12 protein-coding genes are annotated in these 14,626 nt (G+C 65.0%); 7 read left to right on the top strand and 5 right to left on the bottom strand.

Annotated features, from left to right (window positions below):
- Positions 1 to 89 precede the first annotated feature (89 nt).
- Positions 90 to 1,040: a membrane protein insertase YidC gene (gene yidC, locus CA951_RS03095; protein ID WP_087555471.1), complete on the top strand. Its 951-nt coding sequence runs from the start codon at positions 90 to 92 to the stop codon at positions 1,038 to 1,040.
- A 256-nt stretch (positions 1,041 to 1,296) separates the two neighbouring features.
- Here the strand turns inward: yidC and CA951_RS03090 are convergent, their stop codons facing one another.
- Positions 1,297 to 1,674, bottom strand: a complete 378-nt coding sequence (locus CA951_RS03090) for a hypothetical protein (RefSeq protein WP_087555470.1) — start codon at positions 1,672 to 1,674, stop codon at positions 1,297 to 1,299.
- Positions 1,675 to 3,311: 1,637 nt separating this feature from the next.
- On the opposite strand from CA951_RS03090, the gene CA951_RS03075 reads away from it, so the two are divergent.
- On the top strand, positions 3,312 to 4,328 hold the full coding sequence (locus tag CA951_RS03075; RefSeq protein ID WP_087555468.1) for a DUF4268 domain-containing protein: 1,017 nt from the start codon (positions 3,312 to 3,314) through the stop codon (positions 4,326 to 4,328).
- 84 nt (positions 4,329 to 4,412) lie between these two features.
- On the opposite strand, the gene CA951_RS03070 is transcribed toward CA951_RS03075, so the two are convergent.
- Positions 4,413 to 5,312 carry a hypothetical protein gene (locus CA951_RS03070; protein WP_143542993.1) on the bottom strand — a complete coding sequence of 300 codons (900 nt, stop codon included), beginning with the start codon at positions 5,310 to 5,312 and terminating at the stop codon, positions 4,413 to 4,415.
- A gap of 194 nt (positions 5,313 to 5,506) precedes the next feature.
- On the opposite strand from CA951_RS03070, the gene CA951_RS45035 reads away from it, so the two are divergent.
- Together CA951_RS45035 and CA951_RS03060 are read left to right on the top strand one after the other, a co-directional pair.
- Positions 5,507 to 5,824 (top strand): DUF2510 domain-containing protein, encoded by a 318-nt coding sequence (locus CA951_RS45035; RefSeq protein ID WP_087555466.1) that lies wholly within the window; start codon positions 5,507 to 5,509, stop codon positions 5,822 to 5,824.
- A gap of 62 nt (positions 5,825 to 5,886) precedes the next feature.
- A complete protein-coding gene (locus CA951_RS03060; protein WP_143542992.1) occupies positions 5,887 to 6,435 on the top strand; it encodes a hypothetical protein in 549 nt (182 codons plus the stop codon).
- Positions 6,436 to 6,576: 141 nt separating this feature from the next.
- Here the strand turns inward: CA951_RS03060 and CA951_RS03055 are convergent, their stop codons facing one another.
- Positions 6,577 to 7,695, bottom strand: coding sequence for an SHOCT domain-containing protein (locus CA951_RS03055; protein WP_143542991.1), 1,119 nt, complete (start codon positions 7,693 to 7,695; stop codon positions 6,577 to 6,579).
- Positions 7,696 to 8,713: 1,018 nt separating this feature from the next.
- Between CA951_RS03055 and CA951_RS03050 the strand changes: the two genes are divergently transcribed.
- The 3 genes from CA951_RS03050 to CA951_RS03040 all read left to right on the top strand — a co-directional run bounded on the left by CA951_RS03050 (position 8,714) and on the right by CA951_RS03040 (position 12,086).
- Positions 8,714 to 9,688 (top strand): DNA ligase, encoded by a 975-nt coding sequence (locus CA951_RS03050; protein WP_087555463.1) that lies wholly within the window; start codon positions 8,714 to 8,716, stop codon positions 9,686 to 9,688.
- Positions 9,689 to 9,981: 293 nt separating this feature from the next.
- The gene (locus tag CA951_RS03045) at positions 9,982 to 11,196 is read left to right on the top strand and encodes an IS110 family transposase (protein WP_087555462.1); all 1,215 of its coding nucleotides are present in this window, start codon (positions 9,982 to 9,984) and stop codon (positions 11,194 to 11,196) included.
- 596 nt (positions 11,197 to 11,792) lie between these two features.
- Positions 11,793 to 12,086 carry a hypothetical protein gene (locus tag CA951_RS03040; protein ID WP_087555461.1) on the top strand — a complete coding sequence of 98 codons (294 nt, stop codon included), beginning with the start codon at positions 11,793 to 11,795 and terminating at the stop codon, positions 12,084 to 12,086.
- 140 nt (positions 12,087 to 12,226) lie between these two features.
- Here CA951_RS03040 and CA951_RS03035 read toward each other — a convergent pair whose 3' ends face one another.
- Positions 12,227 to 13,621 (bottom strand): diguanylate cyclase domain-containing protein, encoded by a 1,395-nt coding sequence (locus CA951_RS03035; RefSeq protein WP_256973259.1) that lies wholly within the window; start codon positions 13,619 to 13,621, stop codon positions 12,227 to 12,229.
- A gap of 299 nt (positions 13,622 to 13,920) precedes the next feature.
- A complete protein-coding gene (locus CA951_RS03030; protein WP_087555460.1) occupies positions 13,921 to 14,520 on the bottom strand; it encodes a hypothetical protein in 600 nt (199 codons plus the stop codon).
- Positions 14,521 to 14,626: the final 106 nt, after the last annotated feature.

Raw genomic sequence — 14,626 nt, 5'->3', positions numbered from 1 at the left:
CCATTCGCACGCCGCCCTCCACACGGGGGTGGGCGTGACCTTCCCGCACGATGCCGCGTCAAACGCGCCGTGCAGTAACGAGGTGCTCCATGCTCGATGTCATCTACTACCCGGTGTCCGCCATTCTGTGGTTCTGGCACAAAGTCTTCGGCTCGGTGCTGGGACCGGACAATGGGTTCGCCTGGGCGCTGGCCGTGGTGTTCTTGGTCTTCACCCTCCGGACCTTGCTGCTCAAACCCGCGATCCGGCAGGTCCGCACGACCCGCCAGATGCAGGAACTGGGGCCGCAGATCAAGGCTCTACAGCGCAAGTACGCCGGCGACCGCCAGAAGCAGGCGGCCGAGATGCAGAAACTGCAGAAGGAACACGGCTTCAACCCGCTGATGGGATGCCTGCCCGCTTTGGTGCAGGCACCGGTCTTTATCGGTCTCTACCACGTCCTGCGCTCGTTCAACCGGACAGGAACCGGGCTGGGGCAACTCGGGATGTCGCCGGAGGCCAACGCGAACACCCCGAACTACATCTTCAGCACCGCGGATGTGCAGTCGTTCCTCAGCGCCCGGCTGTTCGGGGCGCCGATCTCCGTGGCCATCACCAGCCCGCAGAGCACCCTGGCCTCATTCGCCCCCTATGGCGGGATTCCGACGGTGGCCACGATCGCGGCGGTGGCGATCCCATTGATGGTGATCGCGAGCCTCGCCACGCACTTCAACGCCCGGGCATCGTTGGCACGGCAGAGCCCCGAGGTGGCCGCGAACCCGCAGTCGGCCATCATGAACAAGCTGATGCTCTGGGTGTTCCCGCTCGGTGTCCTCGTTGGCGGACCGTTCCTGATGATCGCGATCCTGCTGTACTGGGTGGCCAACAATCTCTGGACCTACGGCCAGCAGCATCTGGTGTTCGCCCGGATCGATCGGGAAGAGGCCGCGAAGCACGCGGCGGAAGCCGCCCGGCGGACAGTCGCCGCACCGAAACCCGGCACCCGTCCGGCGACCCGCAAGAAGCCCGCTAGCAGGAACAGCCGGAAACGCCGACAATGACACGCACGTCCTCGAGGTGGGGTAGTCCCGATTGTTCGACGCGGGATGCGGCGAGAGGCCTCCGGGCGCAATCGCCGTATATGCCGACAGAGCGATCGGCGGGGGATCGACAAACAGGACACCCGCGGAGGTGTCTCATCGGGTCTCACCCGGGGAAGATCCGGTATCGGGCGCCCCTTTTGCCGCGACCCCAGGCACGGGTGTCAGACGGTCACGGTACGTACCAGGCGCCTGCGCCTGGCACGAGGGCGAGTACTCAAGTTCCCGTCTGGTCGGGCACCGTGACCGCGGCAACCACCGTCCCGGAACCGGTCCGGACCTGCGTGCCGCCGGGGTTGTCGAGGTACGTGATGCCGCCCTCGCCGGTCGAGATGTTCCGCCAGTGGACGAAGACGCCGGTGTAGGGCCCCACGCGGGTGACTCCCGGCGTGTCCGGGTCCGTGGTGGCGGTCATGTAGATGTGGTTCGCGCTGATGAGTCCGGTCGCGCCGACTCCGATCCCGGCGACCGGAATGGGAAGGACGGTTTCGGTCGGCCCCGCGGTGGCCGGTGGCGCCCCCAACAGCAGCGCGCCCGCGACTCCGACCGCGGCGCCGGCGACGAGTGAGGTGCTGCGGAGTCGGTGGTGTCGCATCGACGGACCTCCCGGGTCTGGGCTTTGCAGTCTAACTTTCGGTGCGCCGCTATCGGGTGTGCACGGCAGTTCCGGCCCCGAAACCCAGCCCACCGCACAATGCTATGGAGGGTAGGGACGTAGGTACCTCCGGTCCCCACGCGCGATACGTCTGATAGGGCCATCCGCCGAGGGGGAGACATCCCATTTCCACCTGATGTGTGTTCACCGTCCCGGGGTCGCACGTCGACATGGCGCCGACGAGGAAGCTCTGCATTGCGCACCCGCTCGGAACGGTCGGGGCGGCATATGCGGGCGCTGCGGTCAGGGACAGGGCGGCGGCCACCGTGGACGCAACAAAGGCGAGGCGCAGAAACCGAGACATGGGATCCTCCGGTGGTGCGGGCCCGACCCACCGTCCATTCTCTCAGGTCACGTGTCGTTGCCGCGGTCTGTCCGACGAATCCGCTCGCGGCGTGCGTGTTTGGCCTGTAGGCGCTTCCGGTTGTTCTGGGCGCACCGCGACGCGCACCAAACGCGGACCTCAACCGAGTGCCGTGTCGTTCTGCGAGTCGCTCGATGTCGCGACGGACGGATGGGCGGCGCAACACCTTGAACTTCTCGTCGAGCCCGGCTGCGGCGGCCTCACTGATCAGGTTCTGCCGGTAGTGCCCGGTGGCGCCGAGGAAGCGATGCACAGCGACCACGAGCAGGTCCCACGATGTCGCGGCCGAGGAGTGGGGTGCCGGCGGCGTCGGGGTTCGAGGTCACCGTGCTCGTGCACATCGTCGACGCCGCAACGGGCCTACCGCGGGACTTCCCAATGTTCGCTACAAACCCTTGCGGTGGCCCTAGCCATTACCCGGCAACCGCCGCACTAGCCGACCAAATATGCTAGCCCTCGCTGCTATTCGAACTCACTCGGTGGCCTCCAGACGGGACAACTATATGCTGAGCAAGCGGGCGATAATCGCCACTACAACCGGGGTTTTTGTCGTTGCCGGGGCGGCCGCCACCACGCTAGGTGCAGAAGTACAACGAGCATGAAGCTCGCCTCGATGACCTGCGCTCTACCGCGGTCGCGTTCTACGCCGACGTTCGAGACAACGGCGCAAAAGCAATCAATGGCGTCCCCTGGCTATGTCGACCAACGAGTGACTCCGACAACGACCCATCGCTTTACAGCTGGATAACGAGCGCAAGCTTTCCCACCGAGAGAGCACATGAGGCTCGGGGGCTGCTCCAGGAGGGTAACTACACGCTGAGTATCGATATGGACGGGGATTTCGCGACTGTGCTTGGACCAGGCACCGACTCGGTTGTTACACCCTCGTGGTGGTACTTACACGACAACGGCTGGAAGCTTGGCTGCAACGCCAGCGAAAGCGGCTAGCGCTACGCTCGCACGCGTATCCATGCCTTGGCTTTCGGGTCGATGTGCCACCCGGCCTGATGGTTGAAGATCGTCTGGGCAACGGTTGGTAGTACTCGGTGGCGGTGTTGAAGTTGAGTGGAGCTGCAGTATCACCGAACGCAAGTCCGGCGAGACCGCGAGCCAATGCACGCACTTCAACTGTGTCGCCGGTGGGATGCGGTGGCTGCTTCCCCTGACGATCAGTTAGCGCGTCAACAACCTGCAACGAAATGAGGAGAGACGGGTGGACGAACTCGACAGCAAGAATCTAGGCCGGCTGCGTCGGATCGCGGACGCCCGATCGGTGTGGACCTCGGAATCCGGGGACTTCACGCCCTGGCTTGCCGAGAACATCGACGTGCTCGCCGAGGCCCTCGGAATGTCGCTGGCGGTGGTGTCCACCGAGGTGTGGGTCGGCGACTTTCGCCTCGACATTCACGCCAAGGACGACAATGACCGCTCCGTCGTCATCGAAAACCAGCTCGAACGCACCGACCACGGGCACCTCGGGCAATGCCTGGTCTACGCCTCAGGTCTCGGTGCTTCCACCGTCGTCTGGGTCGCTCCGAAATTTCGGGAAGAGTTCCGGAGCGCGCTCGACTGGCTCAACGAGCACACCACCAATGAGATCGGCTTCTTCGGTGTAGAGGTCGGCATTGTGCAGATCGGAAGCGGGCCACCGGCGCCGGTGTTCGACATCGTCTCCCGGCCCAACGACTGGCAGAAGACCGTCAAGACGGCAGGCAACGCGGCCGAAGCCCGGCCGGTCACCCCGAAGAACGCCGCACGTCAAAGGTTGTTCGCCGAGATCCTGACGGCCGCGAACACCCGGCAGCCCGCCCTGTCCGTTCCGACCCCGCAGCGGGGAAACTGGATCTCCTTCGCGAAAGGACCATTCGGCTATTGGTGCCTGAGCGTCATCAGCGACGGCCGCCTGCGGGTGGAGGCATACATCGACACCTACGAGAAGGAACGCAACAAGGCCCTATTCGACGAGTTCGCCGCCGACGCAGAAGGCTGGAAGGTGAAGACGGGATTGGAGTTGTCGTTTGAACGGCTCGACGACAGGATTGCGTCCCGAATCGCCGTCTACAAACCTGTCGACCTCGACGACCCGGCCGATCGGGAAGCAGCCCGGCGGTGGGGCGTCGACGCGTTGATCGCCATGTACGACGCCATGAACGTGCACCTGCGGGCGTCAGCGAAGGCCCACCACGAAGGATTCGTCGATTCCGCCCGCCCGACCGATCCGCGGACCTGAACTCGCAACGGTTCTGGCGCGGGACATTCGGCTGTTGCCAGCGTGACTGCCCACGGTCACGCCGACGGCGACCGTGGGAGTGCTTCAGAAGGTCACTGACATCTCCGGAGACACAGAGAAGCCATGTCCGTCTCTACCCGTACAGGTCACCGCCCCTGAGCTGTCGGCTGAGCAGAGGTAGTTCCCCACAGTCAGAGTGTGTCCTGCTCTCAAAACGGGGGCATCTTGGCTGTCGTAGCGGTAGATCTCCGCTTCCGTGAATCCTGCGTCTTGTGAACGTACATACACCGTGTTGGGCCGGCATGTGGCGCCGCCGGACGTGCATTGAACGGTCGGCTCGAACGTGCCGTGGCAACCTGCGCCCTCGGCGACACCGCTGTCGTTGATTCCGCACCGGAACCGCCCGTCCTCGGTCCGGAAGCGGTACCCATACGGCGGCGATGCCTGAAAGTACGTCTGGGGATCGACCGCTGGTTCGGCGGTCGGCGCGGGCGCGGCCGCGATCGGGCTGAGCGCCTCATCGGGGCAATAGCGCTTGTGCAGGAACTCCACCGATCGGGCCTCGCTGCGCACCGCGTCGCCGAGTATTGTCGGGTCCTGTTCCATCTGCGCCTCCACGTTCCTGGTGAACTCGGGGGCTATTGCCAACGCAATCGCATCCTCCCGGGATCCCATCCTCATCATCATGACGATGAACGAGGGCTCGGCGTCGGTGTCTTGCTCGGCGTTCCACGTGCGGATCTCCGAGCAGGCCAGCTCTCCGGTTGCGTCGATATCCGCGTCCGAATGCTGGCTGAGCACCAACTCCGCCGTTGACACATCCTCGCGGTACTGCTGTGCTCGCGACACGGTGTCCTTCGCCACCGTATAGGCGAGTACTACTCCTGCCGCGACCACCACCACTGCCCATCCGGTGACCGCGAACACGATCCACCGTCGGCCGTCGGTTCCCTGACCACGTCCGGCTGAGAAGGCCGCCGTCACCGGGCCGTTTTCCTTCGTCATCACGCCTCCACTTCCTGATCCGACGGAAATGATGACGCTGGCGCGCCAATCCGGTTGTGCTACCACGGACACGAGAAGACCGAAGCCGTCCGGGGGACGATTCCCGTGCTTCCGAACCCTGCCATGCGGAATCGCCCTGTGCGCTCGAATAGGAACGCCTACGCTGATCACGTATGAGTCCGACCGATGACGTCCGACCACCCCGTCCCGTTCCGCCGGGCTGGTACCGGGACCCGCACGTCCGGCAGATGCGCTGGTGGGACGGCCAAAAGTGGACAACAACGACGGCACCGATTGCCCCACAACCGCACGACGTGCCACCGCGGTTCCATTCTGATCCCGCTGTGCACGGGCCCGCACCACAGGCCCCAGTGCACAGTGCATTGCCCGCACACCACTCCCGCCTGCGCAGATACCGACCCCGGCAGGTCGCACAGGTAAACGCCTGGTCGCCGATCTCGCTGCCGCCGGTTTGTTGGTGTTGTTTCTGACGATGACCATGGTTGGGATCGCACGGGTCGTCTCCGGCACCGCGGACCGGCCGATCTACTTCGTGGACCTCCTCCTCGGCCCGCTTCTTGCGGCAGCGGCTGGCTACTTCCTGTATGTGCGCTCGCGCACCTACGCGCGCAACCATCCGCGAGGACACGCATACGGGTTGGAGCGGCACCAAAAGACGATGATCTTCGGTGCTCTCGCGGTCACTGCCCTGGCACTGGTGCTCACGATCAACGGCTTACAGTCCGACAACTCCTCCGCATCGGCGAGTTCGGACTCGACATCGGATTCCCTGGATGGAAGCTTCGAAGACTGGATGGCCGCGTTGTGCGCACCGGGGACGTTTCACAACGGAACCAGCTGGCAGGGCGCGACCGGGGGTGGCTCATGTCAAACCACCACCGGCCAAGTCGTGTTCATCGGCGAGTACGAGTCGAATTTTCTGCGTGACAACGACCTCGCCGCGTACCGGATGACCTACTTTGCCTCCAGCATCGACGACATCGGCCAGATCGTCGTGTTCTCGGTCAACACGAGATCGGCACAGACACTCAACCCCCTGACCAGCTTCGGGTTCGACATCTATCCCGTCACCTCCCGATAGACCCGAGAACCACCGACCCTCTCGGATTCCATTTCGTCCCCACCCGAGCCGACCTGATACCACCGCCGACTGGCCGGACTCGAATCTGGCTCGGTGCGGAAGGCGAAAGCCCTGGTATAGGAACGCGGCTAGCCGTTCGCCCTAACTGTGACGTGCGATTGCAGCCTGTTTCGCCGCCGTGAACTCGGCGTCGTCCAGCAACCCCTGGGCACGCAGCGCAGCCAGACGCTCGATCTCATCAACCAGACCGCCAGTCGATGCCGGCGCCGCCGACGGCTGTACGTGTTCGACGGTCACCTGCGTCTGATGGGACTCGATGATCTTCTGGTGCAGCTCGTTCAATCTGGGAAGAGCCGCGGTGTAGGTCGATTTCAACAGCGGGAGACAGTTCGACAACGTGCGCGGATCATCCGACGCGCTGTTGCGTCCCCGATTGGAGCCGCGCCAGTAGTCATGATTCCCGGACCCTTGGTAGCTCGGAGTCAGTACTTCGAGGACACCATTCATCCAACCGCTGTTGAACTCGATGTTGGTGATCTGCGAGTACGGAAACGTGGTCACCCGCCCACCACCGAGAGCACCGGCCATGTATCCGGCGATGACACCCGTCTTGGCGATGATCAGGCGATCCTCGAAGGCGGCGAGCAGTCCGTTAGCGCCGGTGGTGATGACGAACCACGGTGTCTCGCCCTCTCGGCAGTACTGCTCGATGAGCTTCCACTCCTTGTCTGCCATCACAGGACCCACGACGGGGACGCGCGCCCTTCGGGCCTGCGACTCGATCTCCGGTTGCCGAGCTTCGGCTACAGCCTGCTGATGTGCGACCTCATCGTCGATACGTTGCTGCTGTTCGAGCGTGCGCACCTGGTTTCGGACGTCGTCGGCGACACCGAAGTCACGGAGCCGCTCGATAAGGGGGACAACGAACTCTGGATCGTGCTTGCCTCCCAGGGTGCCGAATTTCAGTGTCTCGCCGCCTCGGGTCGTGATGCGGAGATCACGCTTCTGCATCCCGGTCAGCGTGCACTCGCCGATATCATCGGCGCTGACCTCGACTTTGAACACCTTCTCCGGCTTGTCCGACACGAAATTAAAGGCGGCTACTCGGGCATTGGTCACCATGACGCCCTCCAATAGGGGGCGCATCGAGGTTGCTTTCGCGAGACCCCAGATCACCTCACCGTCTTTCAGGAGTGGCTCGAGCTTTCCGCGCCATTTCGTTTCGAGCTTCTCTGACACACTGGGCGCTGCGATGTTCATGTTCGCGCCTCCCTTCACCCGACGAATGGTGAAGCCGCGCCAGTCGCCGTGTTCACACGACTGCACGACCGGATACGGTCACCAGCGTTACACATAGCGCCGGATACTCGCCGCTAAAGGTCGCCGATCGCCGGCGGCGTGTCTCCGAGAGGCGCTGGCGCCGGTCCCGGGGATTCGCCGAGATGCGGGGCCGCGCGCGGCCCGAAGGGGGAATGTACGCACCCCACTGGCCGCGCGCGGCGGTGGCGGCCCTCGTCGGCCGAAGGGGTGCGGCCAGAGGGTCTGGCTGCCGCGGTCCAGCCGTCAAGTCCCGCAGGCAACGTGAGCAGCGAATACCCCGACGGGCACTGAATATGCAGCCTTGCCCTTCCCGGTCCGACAGGCAAACCCGCGGACGCCCCGACGGGCACCGTTGATGTCCCATGCCGGTCATCCCCCTCGAACTATCTGGGTGAGCGCCTTCCGGCCTTCCACAACACCCCAGGGTCGCCGAGGTACAGCGCGTCGAGGGTTCACGCGCGATACGCGCCCGCCCGACATGGTTGGGGAGGTGCGTGGCGGCCTGATTCTCTATGCGATCTGGGTTGAATCTGCCATCACTCGGCCTGCTCCCTACGGGCCCACTCGATTGGGCAGCTGTACCGATCCGCCTCCGGCGGTCGATACACAGCGCAGGAGGAGTGCGCTTGCATTCAACTGAGCCCGTGTCCGACCAAGGAGTCTGTCATGTTAGACCTGGGATTTTTCTCGGCTTTCCCTGAGTTCACTAATGCCCTCGTCGCACTGTCAATGTGGTGGGACTCGCTTCCGTTCAACTAGCCCCGGAGGTGATGACGGTGGTTCCGATCCCCCCGTACGGGTTGGGTGGCAGCTGGATGGTGTGGACACCCTGGTTGGTGCCCATCGTTCTCTGGTGGAACTCCTGGCACTGACCCAGTATCTATCGCCCGCCGCCGGCGACGCGCTGTCCTGAGCTTTCTCCCTGCGTAGCTCCCAGGTCACGGGCACAATCGGACGTATGCGGCTGATCGCGCCCATGCTGGCCACGGCTGGCGCCCTCCCGGACAACACGGATCGCCCGTGGAGTTTCGAGATGAAGTACGACGGGTGCCGAATGCTGGCCTCGGTGGGCGGCGGCCGCGAGCCGGTGCTGTGGACCCGCAACCTCAACGTGGTGACACCCTCGTATCCCGAGGTCGCCGAGGCATTGACAGCAGCGTTCGGCGGCCGCGGCCGCATCGTTCTCGACGGCGAGGTTGTCGTACTCGATCACGGAAAGCCCTCGTTCGGACTGCTTCAGCGCAGGATGGGGGTTGCGCATGTAGCGAAGCCGTTGCAGCGTCGAATTCCTGTGACATTCTTACCCTTTGACGTCCTGGCACTCGACGATGTGGACCTCATGGGCGCGTCGTATCTGGATCGGCGGGCCGAGCTGGCCGAGCTGGATTCGATCATCCAGGACGTCGGGGGCCTGCCCATCACAGTCCCGCCGTTCTGGGAGAATCAGAGCGGCAAGATAATGGTGAATGCCGCGAAAAGCGCTGGTATGGAAGGGGTTTTGGCGAAACGGTCGACGTCGATCTACCTTCCCGGACAACGGAGCAGAGCATGGGTCAAGTATGCCCTGCGAACGACGTCGAGCCTGTTGGTGATCGGGTTCGTGGGCTCAAGCCGGTCGGTCGCCACGCTGATCCTCGGAGCGTACGACGCCGAGAATCGATTAGTCCAGGTCGGTTCCGTTTCTTCCGGACTCACGGTGCCGATGCGCCGACAGCTCCGGGAGGACTTCCGGCCGCTGGAACGCCCTAGCAGCCCTCTCACGGACCCGTCAGCGGCCGCGGAGACCTTCCCTGGGGTTCAGTGGCTGACTCCTCGGCTGGTCGTGGACGTCGCCTACAGGGCCCACACGCCGGGTGGGCTCCGGCACACTTCATTGAAAGGCCGGCGCTTCGACGTCGATTTTCAATCGATTACTTGGGATTTGACGCAGTAGCTGCTGCACCGGCGCACACTGCCGGCACCTAATGGGAGTCGATCAGCGAGCCTCCGACAGGTAATTGCCCGTTCACGGCAGGCTGATCACTGAGCCGCCGGCCGGTGAGCACTGTTCGTGCCTGGAGGGATGGTTGACTCCTAGAGTTAGATCGTGCCCCGGCCGGTCGGTGAGGTCGCCTATAGCGCTGATGGGGTGTCGTGCCACCGAGCACTGATCCATTAGGTTGCCGCCGGGTGCCTCTGGGCTCAAACAGGTTTCAGCCAGAAAGAGGTTATCAAAGGAGGCGATCGATGATCTTCCTCGGCGATGATTGGGCCGAACAACATCACGATGTCCATTTGATGGACGAGGCCGGGCGGCGGCTGGCATCTCGGCGGCTGCCGGAAGGGCTGGCCGGCATCCGACAGCTGCACGAACTGGTAGCCGAGCACGCCGAAGAGCCCGGTCAGGTGGTGGTCGGCATCGAAACCGACCGCGGCCTGTGGGTGCAGGCGCTGACCGCAGCGGGGTACGAGTTGTACGCGGTCAACCCGCTCGCGGTCGCGCGCTACCGCGATCGCCACCACGTCTCCGGTGCGAAATCCGATGCCGGTGACGCCAAACTGCTCGCGGACCTGGTGCGCACCGATCGGCATAATCACCGACCGATCGCCGGAGACAGCCCGGACGTGGAGGCGATCAAGGTCCTCGCCCGCGGACACCAGAATCTGATCTGGGCTCGCACTCGGCAGACCAATGCGCTGCGCTCGGCGCTGCGTGAGTACTACCCGGCCGCGCTGGAGGTGTTCGACGACCTGCACGACCGCGACACGCTGGCGGTCCTCGGTCGCGCGCCGACTCCTGCTGAGGCCGCGCACCTGACCCTGCCGGCGATCCGATCCGTGCTCAAAAGGGCTGGTCGGCAACGTAATATCGACACCCGTGCCCGCGAAATCCAGGCCGGGCTGAGGGTCGAGCACCTGACCGCGCCGGCGCCGGTCGTCGCCGCGTTCGCCGCCACCACCCGTGCGGCGGTCGGCCTCATCGTCGAGTTGAACAGGCAGATCACCGAGCTCGAGACCACTCTCGCCGACCATTTTGAGTCACACCCGGACGCCGACATCTACCGCTCCCTGCCAGGACTTGGTGTCATCCTCGGCGCCCGGGTGCTCGGTGAGTTCGGGGACGACCCCGACCGTTACACCACCGCCAAGTCTCGCAGAAACTACGCCGGCACCTCGCCTCTGACGGTCGCGTCCGGCAAGAAACGCGCGGTGCTCGCCCGCCACGTCCGCAACCGGCGCCTCTACGACGCCATCGACCAATGGGCGTTCTGCGCGCTCTCGTCCAGCCCCGGTGCCCGCGCGTTCTACGACCAGCGGCGCGACGCCGGCGACCTGCACCACCAGGCACTACGCGCCCTCGGCAACCGCCTCGTCGGCATCCTCCACGGCTGCCTCCGCCACCACACCCACTACGACGAACACATCGCCTGGGACCACCGACGCACCGCCCAAGCTGCTTGACCACTTACGCCCCTGGGATGTCTAACTCGACCGACCACGCCAGGGAGCATCGCGAGGGTCCGCCGCAGGGCATGGACTCGGAGCGCACGTTCCGCTGCGATCTGTTCCGCGTCTCCCTACGTACATCCGCCGTCGCCAGCGCCGCTCCTCGAGTTCCTGACCCAGGCACGCACGCAGGGGGACTCCTGTTCGGACCAGTCCGGTCCTGTTCGTGAGTCATCCAGGACGTGTCGCGGACGGGGTGAACCGTCCGGGGTGGAACCCCGCCGCGAGTATGTCCTCTATCCCAATTGACCAGCCTGTTCGGTGTTCACCACGCCGAGGAGCCGTCCAGCGTCGAGGGTGCGGAGGACGGTGGTCCATCCGACCCCGCACCGCTTCGGACGCGGACCACCGCGGCCTTTCCTGGTCGGATGGGTGTTCTCACTGTCCGCTGGCATGTCTTGTGATCAGATCCGGTCGAGTCCGGACACGCCCGTCGACACGCTCGCAGACGTTCTGACCGAGGGTGGCGAGTTTCGCTTGCTCGGGAGGTCCGAATCGGTCACTGTTCACGTCGGGCTGGGAAACTCCCAGTTCAGAACAGGAGGACTAGAGTGTCTCGTCAGTGGTACAAGGCAATCATCCAGCTTGCGGAACGGTTCGACAGTCTCACCGAGGCCGACCTCGCCAACCGCATCGCCCAGCTGGAGGGATTCCATCCCGAGATCGGGTGGGGTGACCAGAACGCGACCGCGATCACGATCACCTTCAAAGAGGACTCCGTCGTGGGAGTGAACGATATCGCACAGAAGCTGATCAACCAGCGTGCGAACCCGAACCGGGTCGACATCGTGAAGGTCTCCGTGTTGACCACCATCGATTCCGAGGTGACTCGACCGACCGACTGACGACATCGCGGATTTCAAGTCCGGTTCTGACCAATATCGGCTGCAGCCGTGGGCTCTCGCCTGGGACCGATCACACCGCCGGATCGCAGCGTCGACGGCAGACCCGTCCCGCCGGGGTCGGCGGGGATAGACGACCGCGGTCAGGAATCCGCGGCCATCGAGTATCCGGTGCCGTCGGTCTTGGCCCGGTACATCGCCAGATCCGCCCGGTGGATCAGGGTCGCACGGTCCTCGTCCGGGACAGACAGAGCGATCCCGACACTGGCGGTGAACCGCAGATCCTCGGCATGCCCGACGTCTATGTCGGCGGCGGCGCCAGTGATCCGGGCGGCGATACCGGTCGCCTCCTCGGCACCGTGGATGGCCGGACAGACGATCAGGAATTCGTCGCCGCCGATCCGGGCGACGGTATCGCCGGGGCGGACCACCGCAGCCAGCAGTTCACCGACCCGCACCAGGGTCTGGTCGCCGCGGCGGTGGCCGAGGGTGTCGTTGACGTGCTTGAACCCGTCCAGGTCGATCAGCAGCACCGCCACAGTCCGGGCGGAGGCGTCGGTCAGGGCGTCGTCGAGTCGGGTGAATGCCAGGGTGCGGTTCGGCAGCCCAGTCAACCCGTCATGCAGGCTGGTGTGCCGCAACTGGTTCTCGGCGTCGATGCGGCGGATCGCGGCCGACAACACTGCGGTCACCGACCGCAGGAACATCACCTCCCGCTCCGGGTAGTCCCGCGGCCGGGAACTGTGGGCGGTGAGCACACCCCACACCGTGTCGGTGCCGATCGGCACGCAGATCCCGCTCCGCAAACCGCGGCGCGCCATCGAGTCGGTGGCGAACCGGGTCTCGGTGACCCTGTCCGGGCAGGTCACCACCGTGTTCACCGCCGCCGTGTATCCGGGCTGCGACCCGGCCCCTTCCGCGAACACCGCGGGCTCCGGCGGCGTCCCCCTGTAGGCCACCACCTGCAGGTCCCCGTCTGGGTCGGGCCGAGCCACCGACGCGCACTGCACCCCCATCAGCGCCGCCGCGGCCGCGGTCGCCGCCGCCAGGACCTCGTCGAGCCCGGCGGCGACGGCGAGCCGGCTCAACTCGGCCAGCGCACGCTGCTCGCGGGCCCGGTACGCGGCCGCCTCCAAGGCGGTGTGCAACCGCTGCTCTTGTTCCTGCGCCGTCCGCAGATCGTGGGCGATGCACGCGATCACCCCGGGACGGTCCCCAAGCGGCTCGACGACGAACGTCGACAACGACACCGGGATCGGTTCCCCCGTCACGAAGTGCCGGAACTCCGACCGGCCGCTCCACTGCCCCACCCCGGCCAGAGCCGCCTCCACCTCCGGTGCCTGCACCAACCCGACATCGGTGAAGAACTCCGCGGTGGTGCGCCCGGCCATGTCCCGCTCGTCGGTCAGCCCGATCAGGGCCATCCCCGCCGGATTCAGGTACAACATCCGCCCCGACGCGAAATCCGACAGCGACACCAGACCCGGGGCACGGTCGATCACCGCCAGCAGCACCGCCGAGTCGGTCAGGATTCCCACCGGCTTTCACCTCTCGATCCGCCAGCGGCATCCCGTCGACCCCGCTGCCTTCAGCGAAGCACATCCGGTCGGTTTTCGGTGGGCGCTCAACGGCGGGCAGGACGTGTTCGTGATTGCCGTCCGTGGTCTGTGTGGATGTGTCCGGGAAGGACTCCCACATCGCCGCTGCGACCGGCGCACCGGCCGGTGCTCTGCGGGAACCCGGGGTCACTCCGGTGGAGGACCTGCGGGCGAAAGAGGCTCCACAGCAATTATCTGACTGGTTCAGTCACGCGGCCTTGCTGGCCGTGCCTTCGTGGTCAATCTCTATGGGAGCGGCCCACCCAGTGTGGAGGCGGCCACGTCCAGTTCCTCCGGCGCAGCTGCTGGCCGTAGGTGAGGGCAGCTGCCGCGGCCTGACCGGCGGTCATCGAGAAGATCCGATCGCCACCGGCAGGCAAGGATTCTACGGCGTTTCCCATGTTCAGGACCGTGCGGACGCCGAGCCCGTCCATCATCAGTATTCCTGGGTGCAGCTCGCAGACCAGCCGCTCGGGACCGGACCCGATCGTGATGTGCGTTGCCTCCACCTTCATCTTTGCGCACTTCGCGTGACGTGACGGCCAGCGCGCCGGGGGCCAGACCTTGTACCGAGGGTCTACAAGTCGATCGAGGCGGGCGCGGGCGGCCTGGTTCATGAGCTTGTCGTACAGAAGTGATGCCTCGTCGACGACGTGATCGGGGATCCGGAACCTGAGGCCCGATCCCGAGCGTATCGGCTCGACCCGTCCGCCAAACGTATTCACCGAGGAGGCCCCGTGGCCGTAGATGACGAGGATGCCGGGGTACAGCTCGCAGACAAGCCGCCGATGGCGCTGGCTCTTGTGGTTGGTGATGTGAGTGGCCTCGACTTCGATCATCTGACCGACCGCCTAATGTCTCAGTTCTCGACGGGAATGTGATTGGAGTTCGCCCGCTTGAACTCCGCCCACTCGAAGTGGTGTGGGCCAAATATTCTGACATCCA

Origin of the sequence: Rhodococcus sp. NCIMB 12038 (assembly GCF_002165735.1) — a bacterium.
Lineage (GTDB): Bacteria > Actinomycetota > Actinomycetes > Mycobacteriales > Mycobacteriaceae > Rhodococcus_F.
This window is presented reverse-complemented; position numbering and strand designations above follow the sequence as displayed.

Bases quoted from the DNA above. Each gene is read 5' to 3' on its own strand.
- yidC (WP_087555471.1), top strand. From the start codon at position 90: ATGCTCGATGTCATCTACTACCCGGTGTCCGCCATTCTGTGGTTCTGG.
- CA951_RS03090 (WP_087555470.1), bottom strand. From the start codon at position 1,674: ATGCGACACCACCGACTCCGCAGCACCTCACTCGTCGCCGGCGCCGCG.
- CA951_RS45035 (WP_087555466.1), top strand. From the start codon at position 5,507: ATGAGTCCGACCGATGACGTCCGACCACCCCGTCCCGTTCCGCCGGGC.
- CA951_RS03055 (WP_143542991.1), bottom strand. From the start codon at position 7,695: ATGAACATCGCAGCGCCCAGTGTGTCAGAGAAGCTCGAAACGAAATGG.
- CA951_RS03050 (WP_087555463.1), top strand. From the start codon at position 8,714: ATGCGGCTGATCGCGCCCATGCTGGCCACGGCTGGCGCCCTCCCGGAC.
- CA951_RS03045 (WP_087555462.1), top strand. From the start codon at position 9,982: ATGATCTTCCTCGGCGATGATTGGGCCGAACAACATCACGATGTCCAT.
- CA951_RS03030 (WP_087555460.1), bottom strand. From the start codon at position 14,520: ATGATCGAAGTCGAGGCCACTCACATCACCAACCACAAGAGCCAGCGC.